At 64.5% G+C, this 26,434-nt stretch carries 24 protein-coding genes; 13 read left to right on the top strand and 11 right to left on the bottom strand.

The genetic code is table 11. The annotated features are described in order from the left end of the window. Window positions 1-217: 217 nt before the first annotated feature. Both deoC and FJ972_RS03015 read right to left on the bottom strand, forming a co-directional pair. Window positions 218-1,258, bottom strand: coding sequence for a deoxyribose-phosphate aldolase (deoC, locus tag FJ972_RS03020; protein ID WP_140524296.1), 1,041 nt, complete (start codon window positions 1,256-1,258; stop codon window positions 218-220). A gap of 207 nt (window positions 1,259-1,465) precedes the next feature. After that, the gene (locus FJ972_RS03015) at window positions 1,466-2,293 is read right to left on the bottom strand and encodes a ferredoxin--NADP reductase (RefSeq protein WP_140524294.1); all 828 of its coding nucleotides are present in this window, start codon (window positions 2,291-2,293) and stop codon (window positions 1,466-1,468) included. Window positions 2,294-2,515: 222 nt separating this feature from the next. Here FJ972_RS03015 and FJ972_RS03010 point away from each other — a divergent pair, with 222 nt between their 5' ends. From FJ972_RS03010 to FJ972_RS02995, 4 genes are all read left to right on the top strand, one after another. Further along, complete coding sequence (locus FJ972_RS03010) at window positions 2,516-4,600, top strand: hydantoinase/oxoprolinase family protein (RefSeq protein WP_140524293.1); 2,085 nt, start codon at window positions 2,516-2,518, stop codon at window positions 4,598-4,600. 1 nt (window position 4,601) lies between these two features. After that, a complete protein-coding gene (locus FJ972_RS03005) occupies window positions 4,602-6,287 on the top strand; it encodes a hydantoinase B/oxoprolinase family protein (RefSeq protein WP_140491573.1) in 1,686 nt (561 codons plus the stop codon). A 105-nt stretch (window positions 6,288-6,392) separates the two neighbouring features. Further along, window positions 6,393-6,599, top strand: a complete 207-nt coding sequence (locus FJ972_RS03000) for a hypothetical protein (protein WP_140491571.1) — start codon at window positions 6,393-6,395, stop codon at window positions 6,597-6,599. 4 nt (window positions 6,600-6,603) lie between these two features. Beyond that, window positions 6,604-7,179, top strand: a complete 576-nt coding sequence (locus FJ972_RS02995) for a Fic/DOC family protein (RefSeq protein WP_226880492.1) — start codon at window positions 6,604-6,606, stop codon at window positions 7,177-7,179. Between the two features lie 9 nt (window positions 7,180-7,188). Here FJ972_RS02995 and FJ972_RS02990 read toward each other — a convergent pair whose 3' ends face one another. The 3 genes from FJ972_RS02990 to FJ972_RS02980 form a co-directional block, all read right to left on the bottom strand. After that, window positions 7,189-7,845, bottom strand: coding sequence for a methionine ABC transporter permease (locus tag FJ972_RS02990; protein ID WP_140524291.1), 657 nt, complete (start codon window positions 7,843-7,845; stop codon window positions 7,189-7,191). Continuing rightward, the gene (locus tag FJ972_RS02985; protein ID WP_140524289.1) at window positions 7,826-8,914 is read right to left on the bottom strand and encodes a methionine ABC transporter ATP-binding protein; all 1,089 of its coding nucleotides are present in this window, start codon (window positions 8,912-8,914) and stop codon (window positions 7,826-7,828) included. Before FJ972_RS02985 ends, FJ972_RS02990 begins: the two co-directional genes overlap by 20 nt. A gap of 73 nt (window positions 8,915-8,987) precedes the next feature. Beyond that, window positions 8,988-9,842, bottom strand: coding sequence for a MetQ/NlpA family lipoprotein (locus FJ972_RS02980; protein WP_140491565.1), 855 nt, complete (start codon window positions 9,840-9,842; stop codon window positions 8,988-8,990). A gap of 347 nt (window positions 9,843-10,189) precedes the next feature. On the opposite strand from FJ972_RS02980, the gene FJ972_RS02975 reads away from it, so the two are divergent. The 7 genes from FJ972_RS02975 (at window position 10,190) to FJ972_RS02945 (ending at window position 18,252) form a co-directional block, all read left to right on the top strand. Beyond that, window positions 10,190-11,284 carry a transporter substrate-binding protein gene (locus tag FJ972_RS02975; RefSeq protein ID WP_140524287.1) on the top strand — a complete coding sequence of 365 codons (1,095 nt, stop codon included), beginning with the start codon at window positions 10,190-10,192 and terminating at the stop codon, window positions 11,282-11,284. Further along, a complete protein-coding gene (locus FJ972_RS02970) occupies window positions 11,281-11,898 on the top strand; it encodes an ANTAR domain-containing response regulator (RefSeq protein ID WP_140524285.1) in 618 nt (205 codons plus the stop codon). The genes FJ972_RS02975 and FJ972_RS02970 overlap by 4 nt, the downstream gene beginning before the upstream one ends. Then, window positions 11,876-12,784: an ABC transporter permease gene (locus FJ972_RS02965; RefSeq protein WP_140524283.1), complete on the top strand. Its 909-nt coding sequence runs from the start codon at window positions 11,876-11,878 to the stop codon at window positions 12,782-12,784. The genes FJ972_RS02970 and FJ972_RS02965 overlap by 23 nt, the downstream gene beginning before the upstream one ends. Then, window positions 12,781-13,701 (top strand): ABC transporter permease, encoded by a 921-nt coding sequence (locus tag FJ972_RS02960; protein WP_140524281.1) that lies wholly within the window; start codon window positions 12,781-12,783, stop codon window positions 13,699-13,701. Before FJ972_RS02965 ends, FJ972_RS02960 begins: the two co-directional genes overlap by 4 nt. 34 nt (window positions 13,702-13,735) lie before the next feature. Beyond that, window positions 13,736-15,379, top strand: a complete 1,644-nt coding sequence (locus FJ972_RS02955; protein ID WP_140524279.1) for an ABC transporter substrate-binding protein — start codon at window positions 13,736-13,738, stop codon at window positions 15,377-15,379. Further along, the gene (locus tag FJ972_RS02950) at window positions 15,369-16,313 is read left to right on the top strand and encodes an acetamidase/formamidase family protein (protein ID WP_140491553.1); all 945 of its coding nucleotides are present in this window, start codon (window positions 15,369-15,371) and stop codon (window positions 16,311-16,313) included. The genes FJ972_RS02955 and FJ972_RS02950 overlap by 11 nt, the downstream gene beginning before the upstream one ends. A 163-nt stretch (window positions 16,314-16,476) precedes the next feature. Then, window positions 16,477-18,252 (top strand): ABC transporter ATP-binding protein, encoded by a 1,776-nt coding sequence (locus FJ972_RS02945; RefSeq protein ID WP_140491551.1) that lies wholly within the window; start codon window positions 16,477-16,479, stop codon window positions 18,250-18,252. Window positions 18,253-18,337: 85 nt separating this feature from the next. Here the strand turns inward: FJ972_RS02945 and ggt are convergent, their stop codons facing one another. The 5 genes from ggt to FJ972_RS02920 all read right to left on the bottom strand — a co-directional run bounded on the left by ggt (window position 18,338) and on the right by FJ972_RS02920 (window position 23,888). Next, complete coding sequence (gene ggt, locus FJ972_RS02940; protein WP_140524277.1) at window positions 18,338-19,924, bottom strand: gamma-glutamyltransferase; 1,587 nt, start codon at window positions 19,922-19,924, stop codon at window positions 18,338-18,340. A 48-nt stretch (window positions 19,925-19,972) separates the two neighbouring features. Further along, window positions 19,973-20,773, bottom strand: coding sequence for an ABC transporter permease (locus FJ972_RS02935; RefSeq protein WP_140524275.1), 801 nt, complete (start codon window positions 20,771-20,773; stop codon window positions 19,973-19,975). After that, on the bottom strand, window positions 20,770-21,696 hold the full coding sequence (locus tag FJ972_RS02930) for an ABC transporter permease (protein WP_140524273.1): 927 nt from the start codon (window positions 21,694-21,696) through the stop codon (window positions 20,770-20,772). Before FJ972_RS02930 ends, FJ972_RS02935 begins: the two co-directional genes overlap by 4 nt. Continuing rightward, on the bottom strand, window positions 21,696-22,778 hold the full coding sequence (locus FJ972_RS02925) for an ABC transporter ATP-binding protein (protein ID WP_140524271.1): 1,083 nt from the start codon (window positions 22,776-22,778) through the stop codon (window positions 21,696-21,698). Before FJ972_RS02925 ends, FJ972_RS02930 begins: the two co-directional genes overlap by 1 nt. A 69-nt stretch (window positions 22,779-22,847) precedes the next feature. Continuing rightward, window positions 22,848-23,888, bottom strand: a complete 1,041-nt coding sequence (locus tag FJ972_RS02920; RefSeq protein WP_140514265.1) for an ABC transporter substrate-binding protein — start codon at window positions 23,886-23,888, stop codon at window positions 22,848-22,850. Window positions 23,889-24,106: 218 nt separating this feature from the next. Between FJ972_RS02920 and FJ972_RS02915 the strand changes: the two genes are divergently transcribed. Together FJ972_RS02915 and FJ972_RS02910 are read left to right on the top strand one after the other, a co-directional pair. Then, window positions 24,107-24,808, top strand: coding sequence for a GntR family transcriptional regulator (locus tag FJ972_RS02915; RefSeq protein WP_181168535.1), 702 nt, complete (start codon window positions 24,107-24,109; stop codon window positions 24,806-24,808). Window positions 24,809-24,949: 141 nt separating this feature from the next. Beyond that, window positions 24,950-25,507, top strand: coding sequence for a TMEM175 family protein (locus tag FJ972_RS02910; protein WP_246674104.1), 558 nt, complete (start codon window positions 24,950-24,952; stop codon window positions 25,505-25,507). A 146-nt stretch (window positions 25,508-25,653) separates the two neighbouring features. Here the strand turns inward: FJ972_RS02910 and FJ972_RS02905 are convergent, their stop codons facing one another. After that, entirely contained in the window at window positions 25,654-26,430 is a 777-nt protein-coding gene (locus FJ972_RS02905) for a carboxymuconolactone decarboxylase family protein (protein WP_140524268.1), read from the bottom strand. Window positions 26,431-26,434: the final 4 nt, after the last annotated feature.

Raw genomic sequence — 26,434 nt, 5'->3', positions numbered from 1 at the left:
CTCCAGATAATTGCCTCGGCAAGCGCTCTGTCGCGCCCCCCTCTGTCCTGCCGGACATCTCCCCCACAAGGGGGGAGATTGGCAGTTTCAGCGTGTCGCTGCCCTTGCGACGTTGAAAATGGACGAAAACAAGGAAGCGCGTGATCTCCCCCCGTGTGGGGGAGATGTCCGGTAGGACAGAGGGGGGCGCCGTAGGGCTCCACGTTCGAGCCCTGACTCAAGCCATCGCGTGGCGGTGATTGGCCGAATAGTGCCCGGTCAGGTGATGTTCGAGTTGCCGCTCGATGTCTGTCAGCAGGCTCGAGGCGCCGAAGCGGAACAGATCCGGTTCCAGCCACGGCCGGCCGAGTTCTTCCTTCATCAGCACCAGCCAGTCGAGCGACACCTTGGCGGTAGAAATGCCGCCGGCCGGCTTGAAGCCGATGAGATAGCCGGTTTCCTCGAAATAGGCCCTGATGGCGCGCACCATGGCAAGGCCGACGGGCAGCGTGGCGTTGACGCTTTCCTTGCCGGTCGAGGTCTTGATGAAATCGGCGCCCGCCATCATTGCCACCATAGAGGCCAGCATCACATTCCGCAGCGTGGCGAGGTCGCCGGTGCCGAGAATGACCTTCAGATGCGCATCGCCGCAGGCAGCGCGCATCGAGACGATCTCGTTGTAGAACTCGCGCCATTTGGCCCCGAACACCAGGCCGCGCGGGATGACGACGTCGATCTCGTCGGCGCCGTCGCGCACCGAGGCCTCGATCTCCTGGAGGCGGGTCGACAGTGGCGCAAGACCATGCGGGAAGGCGGTGGAGACGGCGGCGACATGGATGCCGGTGCCGCGCACGGCGTCGACCGCGGTGGCGACGAACGGATGATACACGCAGACGGCGGCCGGGCGGATGGGTTCGCCCGCAATGCCCAGGCCCTCGGCGATGTCGCGGCGCAGCGGATTGATCGCTTTGGCGCAAAGCCGGCGCACGCGCTCTTCCGTGTCGTTCGAGTTGAGCGTCGTCAGGTCCATGCAGGCTATCGCCCGCAGCAGCCAGGCCGCCTGGTCGTCGGCCTTGATCGAGCGCCGCTTGGTCAGGCTGGCGACGCGCCGTTCCAGCGCCGAGCGGTTGACGCTGCGCACCGACTCCAGAAAGCCGAGGTCGAGCTTCATGCCGGGATTGCGCGCGATGCGATGATCCAGCGGGAGGGCGGTGTTGGCGGCGGCGCGCGCCGGCAGCGGCATCACCTTGGCCTCGGCCTCGCGGATTGTGCTGCTCATCTCCTGCCCTTTCACTCAGCGACTGCGCCTATGTCTTGGTGTGTATCGTCTTCCCAAACCGCTCGGCACTTTTGGGCGACACGCACGAAGATAGCCCGCGAAGCCGCGCTTCACGAGTCCTCAAGCGAGGGATAGCTGAAAAAGGCCGCGAAAGCAGCTAATTTTTGACCAGAAGGTCAAAAGGTCGATCGCCGGGAAGAGCAGGCCTCAGCCGACGAAGGCGCGCTCGACGACAAAAGTCGAGGGATGGCTGAGCGAGCCTTCCTGGAAACCGAGGCTCTCGGCCATTTCCTTGACGTCCTTTAGCATATGCATCGAGCCGCAGATCATGATGCGGTCGGTCTCGGGATTGAGCTTCTCGATGCCGAGGTCGGCGTAGAACTTGCCGGAGCCGATGAGCGCGGTGATACGGCCCATGCGCGCCGACTCCTCGCGGGTCGTGGAGTTGTAGAGCGTGACACGGCCGCCGGTCAGTTCGCCGATCAGCGGGTCGCTTTCGAGCGTCGCCACCAGTTCCTGGCCATAGGTCAGCTCGGCATTGTCACGGCAGGTGTGGGTCAGGATCAGCTGCTCGAATTTTTCATAAGTGTCAGGGTCACGCAGCAGGCTGGCGAAGGGCGCGATGCCGGTGCCGGTGGAGATCATGAACAGCCGCTTGGCCGGCGTCAGCGCGTCGACCACCAGCGTGCCGGTCGACTTCTGGCGCATGATGACGGTGTCGCCGACCTGGATCTTCTGCAACTCCGAGGTCAGGGGGCCGTCCGGTACCTTGATGGAAAAGAATTCCAGCTCTTCGTCCCAGGCCGGGCTGGCCACCGAATAGGCGCGGAACACCGGCTTCTCGGCATTGGGCAGGCCGATCATGACGAATTCGCCGGAACGGAAGCGCAGCGACTGCGGACGGGTGATGCGGAACGAGAACAGCCGGTCGGTGTAGTGCTTCACCGAGACCACGGTTTCGGCATAGACATTGGATGGAATCGGAAATTGCAGCGGGCGGGCGCCGGCGGTGTTGAACGCGGATGTGGTGTTCATCAAATCCAACCTTCTGGCCCAACTCACGAACGCGGGCGCCAAACCTTATTCCTGCGCGCCCGGACCGTTCAGGTTCCGGCGTGCTGCTCGCACACTCCAAAGCGGTAAGCTCTTGTGTCCGGAATTTATTAGTATACAAACGATATTTGCGTCAAGATGCCGCCGTAAAACACCTTTCCAAACTGTGACATATCCGTAGTCCCAGCATTTCGGGTTTCGACAATGAAAGAGAATTTTTCGGTGCAGCCGCCGGATTCCCTGGGCAGTGTCGTCGCCGGCATCGACGTCGGCGGAACCTTCACCGATCTGCTTCTGATTGATGGCAAGGATGGCGGGCGGGTACATATCGCCAAGACGCCCACGACCGTCGACAACCAGGCCTTCGGCGTCGTTTCGGCACTCGATACCACCGGCTTTCCGATCGACGGCATCGATCTTATCGTGCATGGCACGACGACAACCACCAACGCGGTGCTCGAACGCCGGCTGGCGAAGACCGGCATGATCACCACGCGCGGCTTTCGCGACGTGATCGAGCTCGGCCGGCGCACGCGGCCGCAGCCCTATGGCATGACCGGCACCTTTGTTCCGGTCATCCCGCGCAACCTGCGGCTCGAAGTGTCCGAGCGCGTCGAGGCGTCGGGAGCGGTACGCATGCCACTCGACGAAGCCGAAATGCGCGAGGCGGTGAAGGCGCTGATCGATGCCGGCTGCGAATCCCTGGTCATCCACTTCCTGCATTCCTACGCTAACCCTTCGCACGAGCGGCGCGCCGCCGAGATCGCCGCCGAACTCTGGCCGAACGACTACATCACCGCGGGTCATGCGCTGCTGTCGGAAGCGCGCGAATTCGAGCGCGGCGTCACCGCCTCGGTCAACGCTTCGGTGCAGCCGATCCTCGAGCGCTATGTCGAGCGGCTGCGCAAGGAACTCGCCGACAAAGGCTACGCCCGCGACTTCCTGATCATGAACGGCAATGGCGGTATGATCTCGGCCCGCTTCGTCACACGTGAATCGGCCAAGACCGTGATGTCCGGCCCGGCCTCGGGCGTCATCGCCGCCGCCTACACGGGCAAGCGCGCCGGCTTCGAAAATCTCGTCACCTACGACATGGGCGGCACCTCGACCGACGTGGCGCTGATCCGCAACGCCGAACCGGCGGTTTCGAACGAGATCGAGATCGAATACGCCATGCCCATCCATGTGCCGATGGTGGCGGTGCACACGGTCGGCGCCGGCGGCGGCTCGATCGCGCGCGTCGACGCGGCAGGCCTGATCCAGATCGGCCCGGAAAGTGCCGGCGCCAATCCAGGCCCGATCTGCTACGGCCGCGGCGGCCTGCAGCCGACCATCACCGACGCCAATCTGGTGCTCGGCCGGCTGGCGTCGAAGAAGCTGCTTGCCGTCGACAATCCGGTCACATCAGAGCGTGTCACCGGCATTTTCGCCGACAGGATCGGCAAGGCGACGGGCTTGTCCGGCGTCGAAGCAGCCGGCGCGGTGCTCAGGCTCGGCAACATGAAGATGGCCGGCGCCATCCGCATGGTGTCGGTGTCGCGCGGCCACGATCCGCGCGATTTCGCGCTGTTCGCCTTCGGCGGCGCCGGCCCGCTGCACGCCACCGCTCTGGCGCGCGAACTTGGACTGCCCCGGGTGCTGGTGCCGGCACGGCCCGGCATCACCAATGCGCTCGGCTGCGTCGTCGCCGATCTGCGCCATGATTTCGTCAACACCATCAACCGGCCGGTAGGCGTTCTTGATGAAAGCCAGCTCCATCGGGTTTTGGAACGGCATCGAAACGAAGGCGAGGAGCTGATCGCCAAGGAGGCGGTGAAACCGCAGACCATCCGCGTCACCCATTCCGCCGACATGCAGTTCGTCGGCCAGACCCACATCATCAACGTGCCGCTGCCGTCCTCGTCGGTGACCCGGCAGGAGCTGCAGGCGCTGTTCGAAAAGGCCTATTTCGCGCGCTTCAAGGTCGAGCTGCCGGAAATCCGCGCCAATCTGGTCAACTTGAACACCTCGGTGACGGGTGTCAGGCCGGCGATCGATCTGTCGCGGCTGATCGACCCCGCCGGGCGGGCAAAGACGCTCGACGAGGCCCGGCGCGAGATCCGGCCGGTCTGGTACAGCGGGCGCTGGCATGACACGCCCGTATACGCACGCGAAGAACTGCCGCTCGATGTGATCATCGAAGGGCCCGCGATCCTCGAACAGATGGACGCTACCACGGTGCTCGAACCCGGCGACCGTGCCCGCTCGGACGCCGACGGCAACATCATCATCGACATTGGCGAGGCCTGAGATGCAAAAGCTCGACGCCATCACGCTCTCGGTTCTCCAGGCAGCCCTGCAGCAGGTCTGCGATGAGATGGACCTGACCTTTTCCCGCGCCGCCTTCTCACCTGTCATCGCCGAGGCCAATGACCGCTCCGACGGCATCTATTCGGCCGTCGACGGCTCGCTGATCGCGCAAGGCAGCCAGGGCCTGCCGGTATTCGTCGGCGTCATGCAATATTCGACCAGGACGGTGATCGAGATGATCGCCGACGGCCGCTGCCTGGCCCCGGAGCCGGGCGATATCTACATCGTCAACGACCCGTATCTCGGCGGCACGCATCTGATGGACGTGCGCTTCGTCATGCCGGTCTACCGGGACGGCAAGATTTTCTGTTGGCTGTCCAACACCGGTCATTGGCCCGACATTGGCGGTTCGGTGCCCGGCGGCTTCTCGGCTTCGGCGACGGCGGTCGAGCAGGAAGGCTTGCGGCTGCCGCCGGTCAAACTGTTCAAGAAAGGCGTACTCGACCCGGAGATCTACGCCATCATCTGTTCGAACATCCGCGTCGCCGACCAGCGCATCGGCGACATCAGGGCGCAGGCTGCCGCACTGCTGATCGGCCAGGATCGGCTCAATGGAATTCTGGATCGTTACGGAGACGAAACCGTTGTCGAGGCGATCGCAGAACTGCGCCGCCGCGCTGCCGAGCAGATGCGCGCCAACATAGCGGCCATTCCCGACGGGACGTACCGCTCGAAGGCCTTCGTCGATTCCGACGGCGTGGTCAACGAGCCGCTGACCATCGCGCTCACCGTCGAGAAGAAGGACGACACCCTGACTTTCGATTTCGCCGGCTCGTCAAAGCCCTGCGCGGGGCCGATGAACAGCGTGCTGGCGACCACCTTGTCCTCGGTTTATCTCGCCATGCGCCATATCTTCCCCGATGTGCCGATCAGCGCCGGCGCCTTCGAGCCGCTCGAGGTCAAGCGGCCGGAGGGTACCTTCCTGGATGCCAGATATCCCCGCCCGGTCTCGGGCTGCGCCGCGGAAGTGTCGCAGCGCATCGCCGAGGCGGTGTTTGCGGCCATGGTGCAGGCGCTGCCCGACAAGGTAACGGCGGCGCCCGCCGGCTCCAGCGGCAATTTCGCGCTCGGCGGCAACGATCCGGCGCGCGGCCGCGACTATGTCATGTACCAGATCTCTGGTGGCGGCTATGGCGGCAATGCCGGCCATGACGGGCTGACCAATGGCTGCTCGACCATCGGCATCTCCAAGTCGCCGCCGGTCGAGATCATGGAGCAGGCCTTTCCGGTGCTTTACCGTCACTATGCGTTGCGCGAGGGCTCGGGCGGCGCCGGCAAACATCGCGGCGGCTTTGGCCTTGCCTACGAGGTCGAGATCCTGCGTGGAGAAGCCCGCGCCTCCTTTGTCATGGACCATGGCCGCTTCGGCCCGCAAGGCGCGCTCGGCGGCCGGGATGGCGAGCCCAACACGGTGGCCGTCATCCGCGACGGGAAGGAACATGTGCCGCCGCACCTCTCCAAGGAGCAGGACATCGCGCTCAAGGCCGGTGACCGCGTCCGCGTCGGTACGCCGGGTGGTGGCGGCTACGGCGATCCGCGTGAGCGCGATCCGGAACTGGTGGCTCAGGACGTCAGGCTTGGTTATTATACGGCTGAACAGGCCAGGGATTTGTTCGGCGCCGCATGAACTCGCTGGCGCCTTGTTCGACCCGGAGGAGTAAGGCCGCGGCCTGGTCCGGCTTGCTCGGAAATCGTTTTGGCCTCTCCTGCGGGTCCATGATATGATTTGCGAATGAAGTATCTTAATTCAAGAACCGGCCGCTCAGCCAAGACGGGTCATTTCGTGCTGACGAGAGCGCATGGCGAGAAAATCAGCGCTGTCGAAGGTATGAAGTTGTCGTCCCGCATGGCGAAAATACTCAACCATAGTGTGCGGCAAGGGTTGTCCGGTGACGAGCGGCGCTCGCTGATCAAAGAAGAAATCCGCAAAAAGAAATAGGCCGTTGGTCTACGCTGCCGAGTTCGATCCACTCTGCTACCCCGGCACGACCGTGCTTATGAATCTGCTTGATATCCGCGAGCAGGCAGAGCTCGATGAGGTCGAGCTCGCCTTGTTCCTGACTCGCGCGGACGAGCCCCTTCCGGCAGGCGAACTCGACTACCGTCACTATCTCCACCTGCATCGGCACCTGTTCCAAGACGTGTATGCTTGGGCCGGTCAGCCGCGCACCATCCGGATCGGCAAGGGTGGCAGCTGGTTTTGCTATCCCGAGCACATCGCCAGCGAGATGGTTCGGGTGTTCCGTGAACTTGGCGACCCCGACTCCTTGGCAGACCTAGACAGCCTCGGTTTTGCGAGGCACGTGGCCCACGTCGTTGCGGAGATCAATGCCGTTCATCCCTTTCGCGAAGGCAACGGCCGTACCCAACTCACCTTCCTTGCGATGCTTGCTGAACATGCGGGCTTCACATTCAACGCCGATATCCTGGAGCGAGATCGCGTTATTCAGGCGATGATTGACAGCTTCGGTGGTTCCGAGGCGCCGCTTCAAACGCTTATCGAAGACATCATCGCGTAGCTCAGCCGCTCACCCCCTCCGGTCCAGCTTCGCCGCCAGCCGGTCGCCCACCCACTGGATGCCGCAGACCAGGATGATCAGCACGATCACCACGGCGATCATCACCGAAGTCTCGAACCGCTGGTAGCCGTAACGGATGGCGAGGTCTCCGAGGCCGCCGGCGCCGATCGCGCCGGCCATGGCTGAGGCGCCGACCAGCGTCACCAGCGTCACGGTGAAGCCCGCGACGATGCCTGGCAGCGCTTCCGGCACCAGCACCTCGCGGATGATCGTCCAGCGATTGCCGCCCATGGCGCGAGCCGCCTCGATCAGCCCATGATCGACCTCGCGCAATGACACTTCGGCGATGCGCGCGTAGTAGGGCGTGGCGGCGATCGACAGCGGCACGATCGCGGCCCAGGTGCCAATCGAGGTGCCGACGATCAGCCGCGTCACCGGGATCAGCGCCACCAACAGGATGATGAACGGCACCGAGCGGAAGCCGTTGATGACCGCCCCCAGCACGCGATTGACCCAAGGACTTTCGGCGATGCCGCCGCGTTCGGTGGCGATCAAGGCGAGACCAAGCGGCAGGCCGAAAACCAGCGAGATGAGGCCGGAAGCGGCCGTCATCAGCACCGTCTCCCAGATCGACCGCAGCAGAAGCTCAAACAGGATCGGCGACATGGCCAAGCACCTCCACCCGCGCCTGGCGGGACTTCAGGAATGCGATCACTCGCGCGAGATGGCTTGCATCCTTGCCGGGAACAGACAGGAACAATGTGCCGACCGGCTGCTGCTGGACATGGTCGATGCCACCATGGATAAGGCGGAACGGGCCAGGCACCGTCGCCGCGAGATCGGACAAGAGCGGGCTTTGCGCGGCCTCCCCGGCCACATCCACGCGCAGGATCGTCTCCGCGCCGGTCGCGGGCAGCAGCCGGGCCAAGAGCTCGGCCGGCAGTTGCGGCCGGATGGCGCCAAGCAGGCTTTTCGTGATCGGCGACCGCGGCTCGGCAAACACCGACCAGACCGGGCCTTGCTCGACGAAGCGCCCGGCGTCGATCACCGCCACGCGGTCGGCGATCGAGCGGATCACCTCCATCTCATGGGTGATCAAAAGGATGGTCAGGCCAAGCTGCCGGTTGATGTCCCTCAGCAAGGCGAGGATGGACCGCGTCGTCTCCGGGTCAAGCGCGGAGGTGGCTTCATCCGACAACAGCAGCGCCGGCCGCGCGGCCAGTGCCCTGGCGATGCCGACGCGCTGCTTCTGTCCGCCCGACAGCGATGCCGGATACGCCTTTGCCTTCTCCGACAGGCCGACCAGTTCAAGCAGTTCGGCGGCGCGGCGCAGCCGCTCCGCCTTCGGGCGGCCCTCGATCTTGAGCGGCAGCGCCACATTGTCCTCGACGGTCTTGGCCGACAAAAGGTTGAAATGCTGGAAGATCATGCCGATGCGCCGCCGCAGCGGCTGCAGGTCGCGCTCGCCGAGCCGGCTGATCTCGCGGCCTTCGATGAAAACCTCGCCGGAATCCGGCCGCTCCAGTCCGTTCAGGCAGCGGATCAGCGTCGATTTGCCGGCGCCGCTGCGTCCGATGATGCCGAGGATCTCCCCCTTGCGCGCCGTCAGCGAAATGCCGTCGAGTGCCGCCGTCGCGCCGAAGCGGCGCTTCAGGTCGACGAGCCGCACCACGTCTTGCGGCGGTGGGCCTGTGCCCTCCATGGCTTCTGCGGTTGCTGAGAAATGCTGGTTCATGCGCGGATCCCGAATACGATCGCGGCCCGCGCACCGCGCGGACCGCCTTTTCATATCAAATGCACTAACAGCCTCAATAGGCGCTGAGGCCGGTGCCCTTGTAGACCTTGTCGAACTCGGCTTTCACCGCCTCGTTCTGGTAGGAGGCGACCAGCGTCTTCACCCAGGGCTCGTTCTCATTGCCAACCTTGACCGCGATGAAGTTGCGGTAGGGGTTGTCGGCGATAGGCTCCTGCGCGATACGGTTTTCCGGTGTCAGGCCGCTCTTCAGCGCCCAGTCGGTGTTGACCACGGCGGCATCGAGATCCTCGACGGAGCGGCCGACAATGCCGGCGTCAAGCTCCTTGATCTCGACCTTCTTCGGGTTTTCCGCGATGTCGGCGGTGGTGGCGAGAATGCCGGTGCCGTCCTTCAGTTTAATCACGCCCTCGTTCTGCAGCACGCGCAGCGCCCGGCCTTCATTGGAGGGATCGTTCGGCACGCCGATCACCGCGCCCTCGGGCAGGTCGGCGATCTTCGTATATTTCTTGGAGTAGAGGCCGATCGGCCAGACGCCGGTATAGCCGACGCGCACGATGTGGTAGCCCTGTGTCTTGATCTGGTTGTCGAGATAGGGCTGGTGCTGGAAGGCATTGGCGTCGATCTCGCCGCGTTCCAGCGCCTCATTGGGCTGGGTGTAATCGTTGAAGACCACGGTTTCGATGCTGAGGCCCTTTTGCGCCGCCTGGGCGACGACGACGCGCCAGACATCCTCGTCCTCGCCGCTGATGATGCCGACCTTGATCGCCTTCTTGTCCTCGGCGAACGAAGCGCTGGGCGCAATCAGCCCGGCGACCGCGACCGCCGAAGCGAAAAGCAAGCCAAGACCCGCGCGGCGGTTGAAATATGACGAGAGGGAAGACGACAAGGTGTTCCTGAAATCGGACATGATGGATCTCTGCGGTTGCGAAGTCACAAGCCGGGCGGAACGCCAAGCCTTGTCCAGATCATCAGAAACTCTAGGGATATTATCAAAGAACCGCGTTCCCGGTTCGCCCGGAAGCCCGGAATATTCTCTCAAAATTTTCTGAACGGCGAGCACGGCAGCCTAGCCGCCGCGCCAAACGGGCCGCAGCGCCGCGGTTGAACTAACGCTTGCACTTTCCCGCTTGACTGCGTGGTGGCACGGAATAGTTTAGGCTGAAAATACCGGCCCTGATCGCCGGGCGGCAAGAATGCCTCGTATGCCTCGCCCTCCGGCGGTGGCTGCGGGGCATTGTTATTTTGGGGATCTGTTTGAAACGGCGTATCGAGATCGGCATCCTCTATTCCCGCTCGGGAAGCTACCAGCTCGTCTCCGATGCGTGCCGGATGGGCGCCATGCGCGCCATCGCCGACATCAATGCCGACCGCGCCTCGGGTATCGAACTGGTGCCCGTCGAGCGTGACCCACAGAGCAATGCCGATCGCTACGCGACGCTGTGCGAGGACATCTTCAGGACCAGCAGCGCCCGCCACGTGGTCGGCTGCGTCACCTCCTGGAGCCGCAAGGAGACCATTCCCGTGCTGGAGAAAGCCGGCGGCATGCTCTGGTACGCCTGCCCCTATGAAGGCTTCGAGGCCAACGAGCACGTCGTCTACATGCACGCTTGTCCAAACCAGCATCTGGTGCCGCTGATGGCCCATGTCGTGCCCCGCTTCGGCGCCAACGGCTTCCTGCTCGGCTCGAACTACATCTGGGGCTGGGAGATGAACCGCGTTGCGCGCGACCTGATCGCGGATGCCGGCGGCAAGGTCTTGGGCGAGCGCTATCTTCGTATCGGCGAGACCGACGTGTCACGGCTGATCGCCGAGATCAGGGCGACGCGGCCGAATTTCGTCCTGAATAATCTTATCGGCACCTCCTCCTACGCCTTCCTGGCGGCTTACCGCGACCTGGGCGCCGAGGAGCCGGCCTTCAGCCCGCAAAACTGCCCGGTCATCTCCTGCAACCTCACCGAGGGCGAACTGCCGGCGATCGGCGAAACCGGCAAGGGGCATTTGTCGGTCGGGCCGTATTTCGCGCCTCGGCCGGCGGCCTTCGCCTCCTCCTTCGAGGCCTCCGCCTATGCCTCCGTGCAAGTGATGGCCGACGTCCTGTCCCGGGATCCCGACGCCGGTCCGGCGGAATTTTCCAAGGCTTTCGCCGAACGGCGCTTCTCCACCCGGCTCGGCCCGATCGCCATCGACGCCCATTCCCAGCACGCGACGCTGCCCGTGATCATTGGCCGGATCGCCGACGGGTTCTTCGAGGTCGTCAGCCGGCAGCACGAGGTCGCGCCGGACCCGTATCTGTCGCGCTATGACCCGGCCAAAACATTCGGCCGGCCGCGCCTGAGGGTGGTGTCGTGACCAGGCCATCGCGCATCCCGAATCTCGGCGGCGCCAGGGCATTCATCCTGCATCGCCCGCACCCGACCGTGCAGGCCATCACCAGGCAATTGTCGGCCATCGGCCTGGTCACTGTGGACTGCTGGCCCGAACTGCCGCCCGAAGCGCTGGCCGCTGATTTCGTGTTTTTCGACGCCGATCTCGGCTTCGACGAGCAATTCCCGTGGAAGGCCGGCGAGGCGCCGATGCCGCTGGTGGCGCTGATCGGTTCGGAGGCGCCCGGCCGCATCGAATGGGCGCTGTCGCACAAGGCCGACGCGCAGCTCCTGAAGCCGGTCGGCACTGCCGGCGTCTATAGCGCGCTGCTGATCGCAAGGCAGAGCTTCGAGGCGCGAAAACATTTAGCCGGCGAGATCGCCACGCTGCGCCAGCGCGTCGCCGAGCGCCAGACCATCGTGCGCGCGGTCGCGGCACTGTCGAAAGGCGCCGACGACGATCGCGCCTATGCGCAGCTGCGCTCGCTGGCGATGAGCTGGCAGATCAGCGTCGAGAATGCGGCGCGCCGCATCGTGGCGATGACGAGTGACGAAATAACGGGTGAGGAAGGCGGCGATGACCAGTCCTATCGCGCCTGACCTCCCGGCGGCCGCACGCATGCCGGTCAAGCCGCGCGCCGGCGTCTGGCGCCGGCTGGTCAAACGCCGCCTGGCGCTGCTCGGCCTGTTCATCGTCGCCATCGTCCTTGCCGGCGCGATCCTCGCGCCATGGCTGACCGGCTATAACCCGAATGAGCAGATGTTCGACGGGCTGACGCTGGAAGGCTCGCCCTTGCCGCCCGACGCAAAATTCTGGCTGGGCACCGACCTGCTCGGTCGTGACCTGTTGACCCGCATCCTCTACGGCGCCCGCACCTCGCTGATCATCGGCATCGCCGCCAACGGCGTGGCGCTGTTGATCGGCACGCTGGTCGGCGTCACGGCGGGTTATTTCCGCGGCTGGATCGGCAGTGCTCTCATGCGCTTCACCGATCTGATGATGGCGTTTCCGGCATTGCTGCTCGCCATTTGTCTCGCGGCCGTGTTCGAGCCAAGTCTTTGGATCGTCGCTCTCGTCATCGCGCTGGTCAACTGGGTGCAGACCGCGCGCGTCATCTACACCGAAACCTCTTCGCTCGCCGAACGCGAGTTCATCGACGCCGAACGCACCATCGGGGCGAGCGCGCCGCGCATCCTGTTTCGCCACATCCTGCCGCATCTCCTGCCCACCATCATCGTCTGGGGCACGCTCGGCATCTCGACCACGGTGCTGCTGGAAGCGACGCTTTCCTTCCTGGGCATCGGCGTGCAGCCGCCGACGGCGTCCTGGGGCAACATCATTTTCGAGAACCAGACCTACTTCCAGGCGGCACCCTGGCTGGTGTTCTTCCCGGGTGCGGCGATCCTGGCGCTGGCGCTGGCCTTCAACCTCATCGGCGACGCGCTGCGCGACATCCTCGATCCGACGCAAAGGGGCCGGGCATGATCGCCTATCTCGGCCGCCGCCTGATCCAGTCGCTGCTCATCCTGCTCGGCGTCTCGCTGATCACCTTCGCGCTGCTTTATTTGCTGCCTGCCGACCCGGTGCGCCAGATCGCCGGCCGCAGCGCCACGCCGCAGACGGTCGAGAACATCCGCCAGCAGCTCGGCCTCGACCAGCCCTTCGTGGTCCAGTACTGGCACTATCTCACGAAGCTCGCCAGCGGCGATCTCGGCCGCTCCTACATCCAACGCTCCGAGGTCACCGAACTGATCGTCTCGCGGCTGCCGGCGAGCCTGCTTCTGATGGTCGGCGCCATCCTGTGCGAATTGCTGATCGGGCTCTCGATGGGCCTGACCGCCGCCGTCAAGCGCGGCACCGTCACCGACCAGACGCTGATGGTCGCCTCCTTCGTCGGCGTCTCGGCGCCGCAATTCGTCGTCGGCCTGCTTTTGCTCTACGTGTTCGCCGTGCGGCTCGGCTGGTTCCCGATCGGCGGCTACGGCACCTGGCGCCATCTGGTACTACCGTCGTTAACCATGGGCATTCTCGGCGCGGGCTGGTACGCGCGCATGATGCGCTCCTCGATGATCGACGTGCTCCGCCAGGATTATGTGCGCACCGCGCGCGCCAAGGGCCTTGCGCGCCGCGCCATCCTGTTCCGCCATGCGCTCCCCAATGCCATCCTGCCGGTCATCGCCATGATCGGCATCGACATCGGCATCTTCATGGGCGGCATCGTGGTGGTCGAAAGCGTGTTCGGCTGGCCAGGCATCGGCCAGCTCGCCTGGCAGGCGATCCAGCGCGTCGACATTCCGATCATCATGGGCGTCACGCTGGTGTCGGCCTTCGCCATCGTGCTCGGCAATCTCTTGGCCGACATCATCGCCCCGTTCATCGATCCCCGCATCAAGCTCAGATGAAACCAGAAAACCAACAGAGAAAGGGAACATAACAATGAAAAAGCTTCTCGCATCAACCGTGGCCGCATCGGCGCTGGCGCTGATGCTCGGCATGACGAGCGTCCGCGCCGAGGACACTATCGATCCCAACGCCAAGCAGGGCGGCGCCATCACCATCACCTACAAGGACGATGTCGCGACCCTCGACCCGGCGATCGGCTATGACTGGCAGAACTGGTCGATGATCAAGAGCCTGTTCGACGGGCTGATGGACTACGAGCCGGGTACCACGAACCTCAAGCCCGATCTCGCCGAAAGCTACGAGATCTCGCCCGACGGCAAGACCTTCACCTTCAAGCTGCGCCATGGTGTGAAATTCCACAATGGCCGCGAAATGACCGCCGAGGACGTGAAATACTCGCTCGACCGCGTCACCAACCCGAAGACGCAGAGCCCCGGCGCCGGCTTCTTCGGCTCGATCAAGGGCTATGACGATGTCGCCGCCGGCAAGGCGGAGACACTATCGGGTGTCACCGTGGTCGACCCCTATACCGTCAAGTTCGAGCTGACCCGGCCCGACGCCACCTTCCTGCATGTCATGGCCATCAACTTCTCGCATGTCGTGCCGAAGGAAGAGGTCGAGAAATACGGCGCCGATTTCGGCAAGCATCCGGTCGGCACCGGCGCCTTCAAGCTCGCGGAGTGGACGCTCGGCCAGCGCATCGTCTTCGAGCGCAACGCGGACTACTGGCATAAGGGACTGCCGCATCTGGACAAGATCACCTTCGAAATCGGCCAGGAGCCGATCGTGGCGCTGCTGCGCCTTCAGAAGGGCGAGATCGACGTGCCCGGCGACGGCATTCCGCCGGCCAAGTTCCAGGAGGTGATGGCCGATCCCGAGCAGAAGGCGCGCGTCGTGGAGGGCGGGCAACTGCACACCGGCTACGTCACCATGAACACCACCATGGCGCCGTTCGACAATGTGAAGGTGCGCCAGGCGGTCAACATGGCGATCAACAAGGCGCGCGTCGTGCAGATCATCAACAACCGCGCCGTGCCGGCCAACCAGCCGCTGCCGCCGTCGATGCCGGGCTACGACAAGGCGTACAAGGGCTATCCCTATGACGTCGCCAAGGCCAAGGCGCTGCTGGCCGAAGCCGGCCATCCCGACGGCTTCGAGACGCAGCTTTTCGCCATGAACACCGATCCCAATCCGCGCATCGCGCAGGCGATCCAGCAGGATTTGGCGGCGATCGGCATCAAGGCCAGCATCCAGTCGCTTGCCCAGGCAAACGTCATCGCCGCCGGCGGCGACAAGGCCGGCGCGCCGATGATCTGGTCGGGCGGCATGGCCTGGATCGCCGACTTCCCGGACCCATCGAACTTCTACGGTCCGATCCTCGGCTGCGCCGGCGCGGTGCCTGGCGGCTGGAACTGGTCGTGGTATTGCAACAAGGACCTCGACGCCAAGGCGGCCGAGGCCGACTCGGTGGTCGACCCAGCCAAATCAGGCGAGCGCGACAAGATGTGGAGCGCCATCTACGACAAGGTGATGGAGGACGCGCCCTGGGCGCCGGTCTTCAACGAGCAGCGCTTCACCATGAAGTCCGCGCGCATGGGCGGCGCCGACAACCTCTATGTCGACCCGGTCCATATCCCGATCAACTACGACAATGTGTACGTAAAAGATGTGCAATAACTGCGACTACACCATCCACGGACGCCATCACCATTTCGGCTGGGACAATTCCTTTGCCCCGGCGCAGCGCGTGGCGCCCGGCTCGACCATCGAGTTTCAGTGCCTCGATTCCTCCGGTGGCCAGCTCAAGCCCGACAGCACCGTCGCCGACATCGCCAAGCTCGACTTCGCCGGGATCAACCCTGTCACCGGGCCGATTTTCGTCGAGGGCGCCGAGCCGGGCGACGCGCTGAAGGTGACGATCGAGATGTTCAAACCGTCCGGCTTCGGCTGGACGGCGAACATTCCAGGTTTCGGCCTGCTCGCCGACGACTTCAAGCAGCCGGCGCTCAACATCTGGAAATACGATGCCGCCTCGCTGGAGCCGGCCTTGTTCGGCAAGAACGGCCGCGTGCCGCTGAAACCCTTCGCCGGCACCATCGGCAACGCGCCGGGCGAGATGGGCCATCACTCGGTGGTGCCGCCCCGCCGCGTCGGCGGCAATCTGGACATTCGCGACCTCGCCGCCGGCACAACGCTCTATCTGCCGGTGGAGGTGGCCGGCGCGCTGTTTTCGGTCGGCGACACGCATGCCGCGCAGGGCGATGGCGAGGTCTGCGGCACGGCGATCGAAAGCCCGATGGACGTCGTGCTCAAGCTCGACCTTGTCAAGGACGCCAGGCTGAAGATGCCGCGCTTCACCACGCCCGGCCCGGTGACGCGCCACCTCGACACCAAGGGTTACGAGGTGACCACGGGCATCGGCCCGGACCTGATGACCGGCGCGAAAGAGGCGGTCGCCCAGATGATCGACCTGCTCGCCGGCCGTTACCAGATCGATCCGGTCGAGGCCTATATGCTGGCCTCGGTCTGTGGCGATCTCAGGATCAGCGAGATCGTCGACATGCCGAACTGGGTGGTGTCGTTCTACTTCCCGCGCTGCGTGTTCGAATGATGTTCGGTCGGCGCTGCACCCCCACCCCGCTGCTTCGCAGCGACCCTCGCCACAAGGGGGAGAGTAAAAAACTGGCGCCCTACCTCCCCCTTGTGGGGAGGTCGGACCGAAGGTCCGGGTGGGGGGCGCCACAGAATAAATCCCTTGCAGGTTTGCGTCTGCAATGACATCAGCCACCGAAACCATTCTCGACATCGCCAATCTCTCCGTCTCCGTGCGTGGCGAGGACGGCGAGCGCGACGTCGTCTCCAACCTCTCTCTGACGCTTTCACGCGGCGAGACGCTCTGCATCGCCGGCGAATCCGGCTCCGGCAAATCGATGACCGCGCTGGCGATCATGCAACTACTGCCGCGGCCCGCCGCGCGCATATCTTCGGGCACGATCCGCCTTCTTGGCGGGGATGCGGGCGACACCGATCTCACAGCGCTCGACGAGCGCCGGATGCGCCGCATCCGCGGCGACCGCATCGCCATGATCTTCCAGGAGCCGATGACCTCGCTGAACCCGGTGCTGTCGATCGGCCGCCAGCTCACCGAATCCATCGAGGCGCATACCAGCCTCTCGCCCGCCGAGGCCCGAAGCCGCGCCAGCGAGGCGTTGAAGGCAGTGCGCATTTCGGAAGCCGAAAGCCGGCTGAAACAGTTTCCGCATGAGCTGTCCGGCGGTATGCGCCAGCGGGTGATGATCGCCATGGCGCTGGCGCTGGAACCCGACGTGCTGATCGCCGACGAGCCGACGACTGCGCTCGACGTCACCGTGCAGGGCGAGGTTCTGGAACTGCTGCGCGACCTGCAGCGCCAGCACGGCACCAGCGTCATCCTCATCACCCACGACATGGGCGTGGTCGCCGAAATGGCCGACCGCGTCATCATCATGCGGCATGGCCGCATGGTCGAGGAAGGCAAGACATCGGACATTTTCGCCAGGCCGCAAGCCGAGTACACACGCGAGCTGCTCGCCGCCGTGCCGCGCATCGGCACTGGCGCCGGCCGCCAGAAATCGAAAGAGATTGCCGAGCCGGTTGCGCCGGCGAACGTCGCCGATGTCACCGATCTGCATGTCCGGTTCGACCTGCGTGGCGGCTTCTTCGGCCGGGTCAACCGGCGCGTCCATGCCGTCGAAGGCGTCAGCTTTTCGATCGCGCCCAACGAAACGCTGGCGCTGGTGGGCGAATCCGGCTGCGGCAAGTCGACCACCGCCAAGGCGCTGGCCGGACTGGTGCCTTATACCGGCGACATCGTCATCGGCGGACGCAACCTGTCGGGCCTCGGCCGCGACGAGCGCAAGGCGGTGCGCCGCGACGTGCAGATGATCTTCCAGGACCCCTACGCTTCGCTCGACCCGCGCATGCGCGTCGGCGATCTCGTCGCCGAGCCGCTGGTCATCCATGGCGTCGCTTCGAAGGAAGAGCGCAGGGAGCGGGTGGCGGCATTATTCGAGCGTGTCGGCCTGTCGGCCGGCCAGATGGAGCTCTATCCCCACGAATTCTCCGGCGGCCAGCGCCAGCGCGTCTGCATCGCCCGTGCCCTGGCGCTCAGGCCGAAGCTGATCATCGCCGACGAAAGCGTTTCGGCCCTCGACGTTTCCGTGCAGGCGCGCGTGCTCGACCTGTTGAAGGAATTGCAGCGCGAATTCGGCGTCGCCTACCTCTTCATCTCCCATGATATGGCCGTAGTCGAAAACATCTCCGACCGCGTCGCCGTCATGTATCTCGGCCAGATCGTCGAAATGGGCACGCGCGACCAGGTTTTCTCCAACCCGCGCCACCCTTACACCAGGCGGCTGATCGAAGCTGTGCCGGTGCCCGATCCGGCGAAGCGCAGGAGCCGGTTCGCAAGGCTGGACCAGGAGATACCGAGTGCGACGCGGAGGCTGGGCGAGAGCCCGCAGAGGCTGGCGCTGAGCGATGTCGGAGGCGGTCACCTGGTGGCGGGGTGAGGGTATGCTGCTCATGTGGGGCGGCGCCGACGCTTGCTGCGGCAACTGCAGCCAAATCCGGGCCGCGACGGCTGTCCCGATCCCATCAATACCCAAGCGCCATTCCGTCCTTGCGTGGATCCGACGCCCCGGTCAGCGTTCCCTTTTCCCAGTCGATCAACACCGCCTGGCCGCCGCCGAGCGGATGGTGCGGCTGGGTGATGGCATGGCCGCGGCGGCGCAGGCCTTCGATCGCATCAGCGGGAACACCGCGCTCGGCCTCCACCATGCCGTCATTGTAGAACACTCGCGGCGCATCGAGCGCCTGCTGCGGATCCATGCCGAAGTCGAGCATGTTGGTCAAAAGATGGACGTGACCGAACGGCTGGTAGCCGCCGCCCATGACGCCGAACGGCATCACCACGCGGCCGTTTCGCGTCGCCATGCCGGGCATGATCGTGTGCATCGGCCGCTTGCCGGGCGCGATGGCGTTCGGATGCGCCGGGTCGAGGCGGAAGCTCGAGCCGCGGTTCTGCAGCACCACGCCGGTCTTCGGGCCGACGACGCCGCTGCCGAAGGAATAATAGGTCGAGTTGATGAAGGAGACCGCGTTGCGGTCGCGGTCGACGATGGAGATGTAGACCGTGTCGCTGCCGGGCAGCTGCACATCCGGCAGGTGCGTCATGGCACGCTGGCGGTCGATCTCGGCGCGCAGCCGCTCGGCATAGGCGGCCGACAGAAGCTCTTTTACCGGCACCGGCACATGGTCCTGGTCGCCGAGGAAACGGTCGCGGTCGCGGTAGGCCAACCGCCCCGCTTCGATCTCCAAGTGCAGGCGCTCGGCGCCGCCGGGGTCGAGCTCGCCGAGCCTGAGCCCCGACAGCACATTCAGCATCACGAGCGCCGTCAGCCCCTGATTGTTCGGCGGCATCTGGTGGATCTCGTGGCCGCCATAGGAGACGCTGACCGGCGCTACATAATCGCCCTTGGTCGAAGCGAAATCCTCAAGCGAATGCAGTCCGCCCAACGCCCTGAGCCGGCTCACAATGTCGTCGGCCACGGTGCCTTCATAGAACCCGGCGCGGCCATGCCTGGCAATGATGCGTAAGGTGGCGGCAAGCTCCGGCTGCCGGTGCACGTCGCCGGCCCTGGGCGCCTCGCCGCCCGGCAGGAAAATGCGCGCGGCGTGCTCGTCGACCGACAGGTCGGTCTCCGGTTCGGCCCAGTCGAAGGCGACGCGGTCATGCACGACATAGCCGTTCTCGGCATAGTTGATCGCTGGCGCCAACACCTCTGCAAGGTCCTTGCTGCCATGGTCTTCCAGCAGCCTGCACCAGGCGTCGATCGCGCCGGGCACGGTCACGGCATGCGGTCCCTGTTTGGGAAGTTCGCTGAAGCCTTTGTCGCGATACCAGTCCACGGTCGCCTTGGCGGGCGCCCGGCCGGAGCCATTGAAAGCCAGCACGTGTCCCTGCCCCGCGGGGCAATAGAGGACAAAGCAGTCGCCGCCTATGCCGGTCGATTGCGGCTCGACCACGCCCTGCACGGCGGCGGCGCAGACAGCGGCGTCCATGGCATTGCCGCCGGCGCGCAGCATGTCAATGGCTGCAAGCGTCGAAAGCGGATGCGAGGTCGCGGCGATCGCTTCGGTGGCACGGACCGGCGAGCGGCCGGGAAACTGGAAATCACGCATTCTGTCCGAATATCTCCTGGTCACTTGAAGCCAATTGGTCCGGTGAAATCAATGCCGTCTGCCGAAGATCTGCGCCACCGACAAGAGCACGACCGACAGCACGATCAGGCAGGTCGAGATGGCAGCGATCGTCGGGTCTATCTGGTCGCGCAGGGCGTTGAACATGCGGCGCGTCAAGCTCGTCGTCTCGCCGCCCGAGATGAACAGCGAAACCACCACTTCGTCGAAGGAGGTGATGAAGGCAAACAGCGCGCCCGAGACGATCGAGAAGCGGATCTGCGGCATGGTAACTTGCCAGAAGGCGGCTACGCGTCCGGCGCCCAGGCTGCGCGCCACGCGCTCCTGGTTCATGTCGTAGGAGCGCAGGCCCGAAAGCACCGTCAGCACCACCAGCGGCAGCGCCTGCACCGTATGCGCGATGACCAGGCCGGTCAGCGTGTTGTTCAGCCCGATGCGCGCGTAGAGGAAGAAAGTGCCGATGCCGATCAGGATCACAGGTACGATCAGCGATGCCGTCATCAGTGCGTTGATGCTGCCGTTGAAGCGCAGCGTGCCGCGATTGATGGCGTAGGCGGCGGCCGTGCCGAGCGGCGTCGCCACCAGCGCTGTCATAACGGCCACCTTGACCGAGACGACCGTCGCGTCGCGCCACTCCGGCGACTGGAAGTAGGTCTGGTACCAGCGCAGCGACCATTGCTGGGGCGGAAACTGCAGCAGCGTCGAATCCGAAAACGACATGATGACGATGATGACCGACGGCGCGATCAGGAACAGCAGCACGAGGCCGCCCAGCGCATAGAGCCACAGACGTTGCCGGTGCGAGATCGGCAGGCCGACATCTCCACTCATCGCGAACTCCACACACCTGTGGCGCGCGCGCCGAGCAGCCACTGGAACAGGCCGAGCAGCGCCAGCGTGACCGCGAGCAGCACGACGCCGAGCGCCGCGCCGGCGCCCCAGTTGGAATAGAGACTGGTGGTCTGTTCCATGCGCATCGCCCACATGACAACCTTGCCGCCGCCCATCAGCGCCGGCGTGACGAAAAAACCGAGGCACAGCACGAAGACGATGACCACGCCCGAGGCGAGGCCGGGCAGCGACAGCGGAAAGAAGATCTGCCGGAAGGTGGCGACGGGGCCGGCGCCCAGGTTCATCCCGGCGCGCAGGCAGTCGGTGTCGATGGTCTTCATCGAGGCGTAGAGCGGCAGCACCAGGAACGGCAGCAATATATGCGTCATGCCGATGACGACGCCGGAAAAATTGTTGGCCAGCGGCAGCGGCTGGCTGATGACTCCGAGGTCGATCAGCCAGCTGTTGATCAGCCCCTTGCGCTGCAGGATCACCAGCCAGGCATAGGTGCGCACCAGCACCGATGTCCAGAACGGCAGGATGACGAAGATCAGGCAGATCGACGCCGCCCGGCGCGGCAATTGCGACAGCATATAAGCCAAGGGATAGCCCAGCAGCACGCAAGCGGCGGTGACGATGAAGGCGACCTTGAAGGTGGTGAGGAAGGTCTTGATGTAGGAGGTCTGCTCGAAAAAGCGCGCATAGTTGGCCGCGCTCAAGACGCCGGCCTCGTCGAACAGCGACAGCCAGAACAGCCAGCCGATCGGCACGATGATGATGGCAAAGACGAGGAACAGGCTTGGCGACAGCAGCGCCAACAGCCGAAACTGCTCGCGCCGCGCATCGGCGCGCAACGCATGCGCGTTCAGGTCCTGGGTCATGGCGCCAATTGCCTCGTCCATCGTGGCGGTTTGCACGCTCATCAGTCCGCCGCCACCAGGATCGTATCCTGCGCATCGAGGCCAAGCGCGATCGGCTGCCCGGAGGCCGGCAACCTGGCCAGCACGTCGCTGCGGCAATAGTCGCGCAATGTCAGCTGCCTGCCGTCGCGCAGCACGGCGTAGCAGACGAAGCTGTCGCCCTGATAAATCACGTCACTGAGCGTCGCGCTGAGCACGTTGACGCCCTTGGCCGGCTCTGCATTTGACAGCAGCCGCAGCTTTTCCGGCCGCACCACCATCAGCTGCTGGCCCGATGCCGGCGCCGGCGCCGCGGTGTGGATTTGCCTGTCCTCGTACCAGACCGAACCGCTGCGGCATTCGACGGGAATGAAATTCGATTCCCCGATGAAGCCGGCGACGAACCGGGTGCGCGGCGCGGCGTAGAGAATTTCGGGCTTGTCGAGCTGCTCGATGCGCCCGGCATTCATGACGGCGATACGATCCGACATGGTGATCGCCTCGCGCTGGTCGTGCGTGACATAGACAGTCGTCATGCCAAGCCGCCGATGCAGGGCGCGCAGTTCGATCTGCATGTGCTCGCGCAAGCCCTTGTCCAACGCCGACAGCGGCTCGTCCATCAGCACGATGCGCGGCTCGAACACGATGGCGCGCGCCAGCGCCACGCGCTGGCGCTGGCCACCGGAGAGCTGGTCGACGCGCCGTTCGCCGAGGCCCTGCAACTTCACCAACTCCAGCGCTTTCTCGACGCGTTCCACCGTCTCGGCGGCCGGAACGCGGCGCTGCTTCAGCGGAAAGGCGATGTTGTGGAAGACGTTCATATGCGGGAACAGGGCATAGTTCTGGAACACCATGCCGATATTGCGCCTGTGCGGCGGCGTGGTGATGATCTCCTCGTCGCCGACCTTGATTGAGCCGGCATTGGCCCTGACGAATCCCGCCAGGATCATCAGCAGCGTCGTCTTTCCGGAGCCGGAAGGGCCGAGCAACGTCAGGAATTCGCCGGCCGCGACGTCGAGATTGAGGTCGCGCAGCACCGATACGGAGCCAAAACGTTTCTCTATCGCGCGCATGCCGATCGGCAGCGCGGATGGCGCAATGGACAAGATTGTTTTCTCCTGGGCAGGACTCCAAGAAGCAGGGCCAGGCGGCCCCGCAATGTCAGGGTTTCCGGTCTATTGCTGGATCAGATTGTTGAACTTCTCCGTCGCCTCGACGAGGTTGTCGCGCCAGAACTCGGCGTCCTGCAGCACCTGCTTCTTGACGTTCTCAGGCGACGAGTTGATGTCCTTGATCCGCTCCGGCGGGATCTTCCCGGTCTCGAACGCCTTCTCGTTGACCGGTCCGTTGTCGACATAAAGCGGCAGATTGGCCTGTAATTGCGGACTGACGAACATCGCCAGCGCCTTCATCGCGACCTCCTTGTTCTTGGCGCCCTTGGGAATGACCATGCAGTCGGCGGTGAGTACGCCCTGGTCGAAGGAGAAGCTGACCGGCGCGCCTTCCTTCTTCAAGGTGCCGGCGCGGCCGTTCCAGATGCTTGCCATGTCGACCTCGCCGTCCTTCACCAGTTGCATGGCCTGCGCGCCGGAAGTCCACCAGGCATCGACATGGCCACGGATCTTGTCGACCGATTTCAGCGCGCCGTCGATGTCGACAGGATAGACCTTGTCGATCGGAATGCCTTCGGCGAGGGCTGCAACGCTAAGCGTCTCCGTCGCCTGGCTGCTGCTCAGTGCGCGCCGTCCGGGAAACTTCTCCACATTCCAGAAGTCGGCCCAGGTCTTGGGGCCTTTGTCACCGAATACGTCGGTCCGGTAGACGAGTACCACGGAGGTGTAGGAGATGCCGACCCAGTCGTCATGCACGAGCTTGGGATTGATGCCGCTCTTGTCGATGAGGTTGTAGTCGAGCTTTTCGAAAAGCCCTTCCTTCGAGCCGCGCGCGCATTCGTCGGCGCCGAGCTCGGTGATGTCCCACTTCACCGCGTTGCCTGTCACCTGCAGGCGCACGTCATCGAGACCGTTGGTGGTGTCTTCCTTGATGGTGATGCCGAGCGCATCGGCGGTCGGCTTGAAGAAGGCTTTGGCCTGCGCCTCCTGATAGGTGCCGCCCCATGAGGCGACGGTAATGGTGTCGCCTGCCGCGGCGGGCGCCGTGACCGTTGCCATGAGGCCCGCTATGGCAACGACGCTAATGCCTTTGGTGCTGTTCATTTCGGTTCTCCAACCGGCGTTCCCATTGTTTTTGATTTCGCATGCGATTTTGTATACAATTCTGAGTGTAGCTCGGGGATCAGCGAAGTCAACACCGCTCGGCGGGGCCTTGGGGCCACCGACCCGGGGCCGGGGAATGGCAAAACGCGCCGATTTTGAATACAGCTACGCGCGAAACACATCGATTTCCGGCACGGACCGGAGACTGGATACGGAACTTGGCCAAGGAAACAAAAAACACGCTGCGCGACTCGGTCTATTCCGCGCTCAAGGCAATGATCGTGACCGGCCAGATCCCGCCGGGCGCGCGCGTCACCGAGAGCGACATTGCGGCAAAGCTGAATGTCAGCCGCACGCCCGTGCGCGAGGCCTTCAACCGCCTCGAGCGCGACGGGTTGGTCACCGGCCGGCCGCGGCAGGGCTACGCCGTCACCGAGTTCGACATAAACATGTTCCGCGAGGCCTTCGACATCCGCGAACTGCTCGACGGCCACGCCACCGAACTGGCGGCGGCTGCGGCCACCGAGAAAGACAAGGCGCGGCTGCGCGTCATGCTGGCCGAATGCGAGAGGCTGGCCGCCATTGCGGATCGAACCACAAGGGAAAAATTCCAGGAGCTTGAAGTCGGCATCGACCTGCACCGCGTCATCGCCGAAATCAGCGGCAATGCCATGCTGCACGGCATGCTGTGCGGCATCCTCGACAAGTGCCAGCACTATGTCTGGACGGAACTGCTGTGGCTCGACGAATGGAAGATCGCCCGCGACGAGCATGCCGAGATTGTCGAGGCGATCTGCGCCGGCGACGCCAAGCGCGCCGGCGCCCTGGCGCGCGCCCATGTGCGCGGCTCGCGCGAGAACGTGCTGCGCCTGCTGCAGGCCAAATCGGATTACCAGAGCTTTCTGGCCAAGGCGTCGTGAGCGGAGTTGGACTTGGCGCGAAGCAACGCGTTAGCGATCTCAACTGGGCAGCCATGGATATTGCGGGTGGCGATGCTACCATAGGCCGGACGAACCTCGACAAGGACACTCCAGGTGCTTCCCTCGACAGGGCTTGAGCGATTGAGCGCATTTTCGGATGGCGTGTTCGCCGTCCTTATCACCGTGCTCGTGCTTGACCTGCGCCCACCGGAGGTGCCGACCTTCACTGCGTTGCTGGCCTTGTGGCCGACATGGCTGAGCTACGGCGTGAGCTATCTCTTCATCGCCATCGTCTGGGCGAACCACCATCATCTCCTGCGCCATGCCACGGCGGCGACGACCAGCCTGATGTGGTACAATTTCGCGCACCTGTTCTCGGTGTCGCTGCTGCCGCTGGCAACCGCGTGGATGGCGGTCAGCGAGCTGGCCCCGCAGCCGGTGGCGTTCTACGCGGTCGTCTTCTTCCTGGTGAACCTGACCTACATTCTCCTGATCCGGGAACTCATCGGCCCGATGCCGGCCGACACCGTTCCGCTCAAGGTGCGCAAGGTCATGCGCATCCGCTCGATCGTGACGCTGTGCCTTTTCGGCTTGGCGGCGGTCGTCGCCCTGAAATACCCGATCGCCGGACTGGCGATCTGTTGCTGCTGCCTGACGGTCTATCTCCGGCCGGAAGCGCCGGGATCGCGCGCCGGCTGAGCGCAATGTCAGGTCATACCGCCCGCGTCGGCTTTCGGCCTCGATCCGCCAGGCCGCACTGAATTTGCCCTGGGCAGTTCTCCACATGCTCTCCGCATTGCTACTTCGCGCTGCTCGAACGGAGAAGTCGTCACGGCCGAAAACGGTCAGTCGGCGGAGCGCTTCTCGAATACGGAGCGTGCGACCGGGGCTGCCGAGAAAGCGTTTGGCCATCCCGCGTAATAGGCGAGATGACTGATCACCTCCGAGGCCTCGGCGCGCGTCAGTCCATTATCCATGGCCCTGTTGAGATGATAGGGAATCTGCTCCACCTGACCGGCGGCGACCAGTGCGCTGACCGTCACCAGGCTGCGGTCGCGCGGCGCGAGGTTGGGACGCAGCCACAAGTCGCGAAACAGCACTTCCGTCGTGTCGCGCACCAGGCCCGGCGACGCCGGTCCCGTGCCTTGCTCGACCCGTGCGGCACGATCGGCCTCCGCCTTTTCGTCGAGCGGCAGCAAATCGACGACAGCCTTGGGGAGCTGGTCCGGCCCGATGCCGCGTGCCTCGAACACCGCTTTGGCGATGGCCGTGGCTGCCATCGCGTTGCCCCACCCGGCATAGAAGGCAAGATGCGTGATCATCTCCGAGATCTCGGCCGGCTTCACGCCACTGTCGAGGGCGAGGCTCAACTGCTCCGGCAGGAGTATGCCCTGGTTCCGGGTGACCACCGCCGCGATGGTGACGATGCTGCGATCGCGCCGCGACAGGCCGGGGCGCTTCCAAACGTCATTGGCAAGCTTGTCCGTCGCATAGCGCGCAAGGGCGGGCGAGACGGCCTGCAAATCCTCTGGAGGCAGGCTGTCGGTCTGCGACCCCGTCTGCGCCGCAGCGTCGGCAGCCCCCATCGACAAAGCGAGTGCGAGAATGGTTGAAGGTTTCATGATG

Source organism: Mesorhizobium sp. B2-1-1 (assembly GCF_006442975.2).
Taxonomy (GTDB): Bacteria; Pseudomonadota; Alphaproteobacteria; order Rhizobiales; family Rhizobiaceae; genus Mesorhizobium.
The sequence above is the reverse complement of the archived record's forward strand: the minus strand, read 5'-3'. Positions and strand labels throughout refer to the sequence as shown.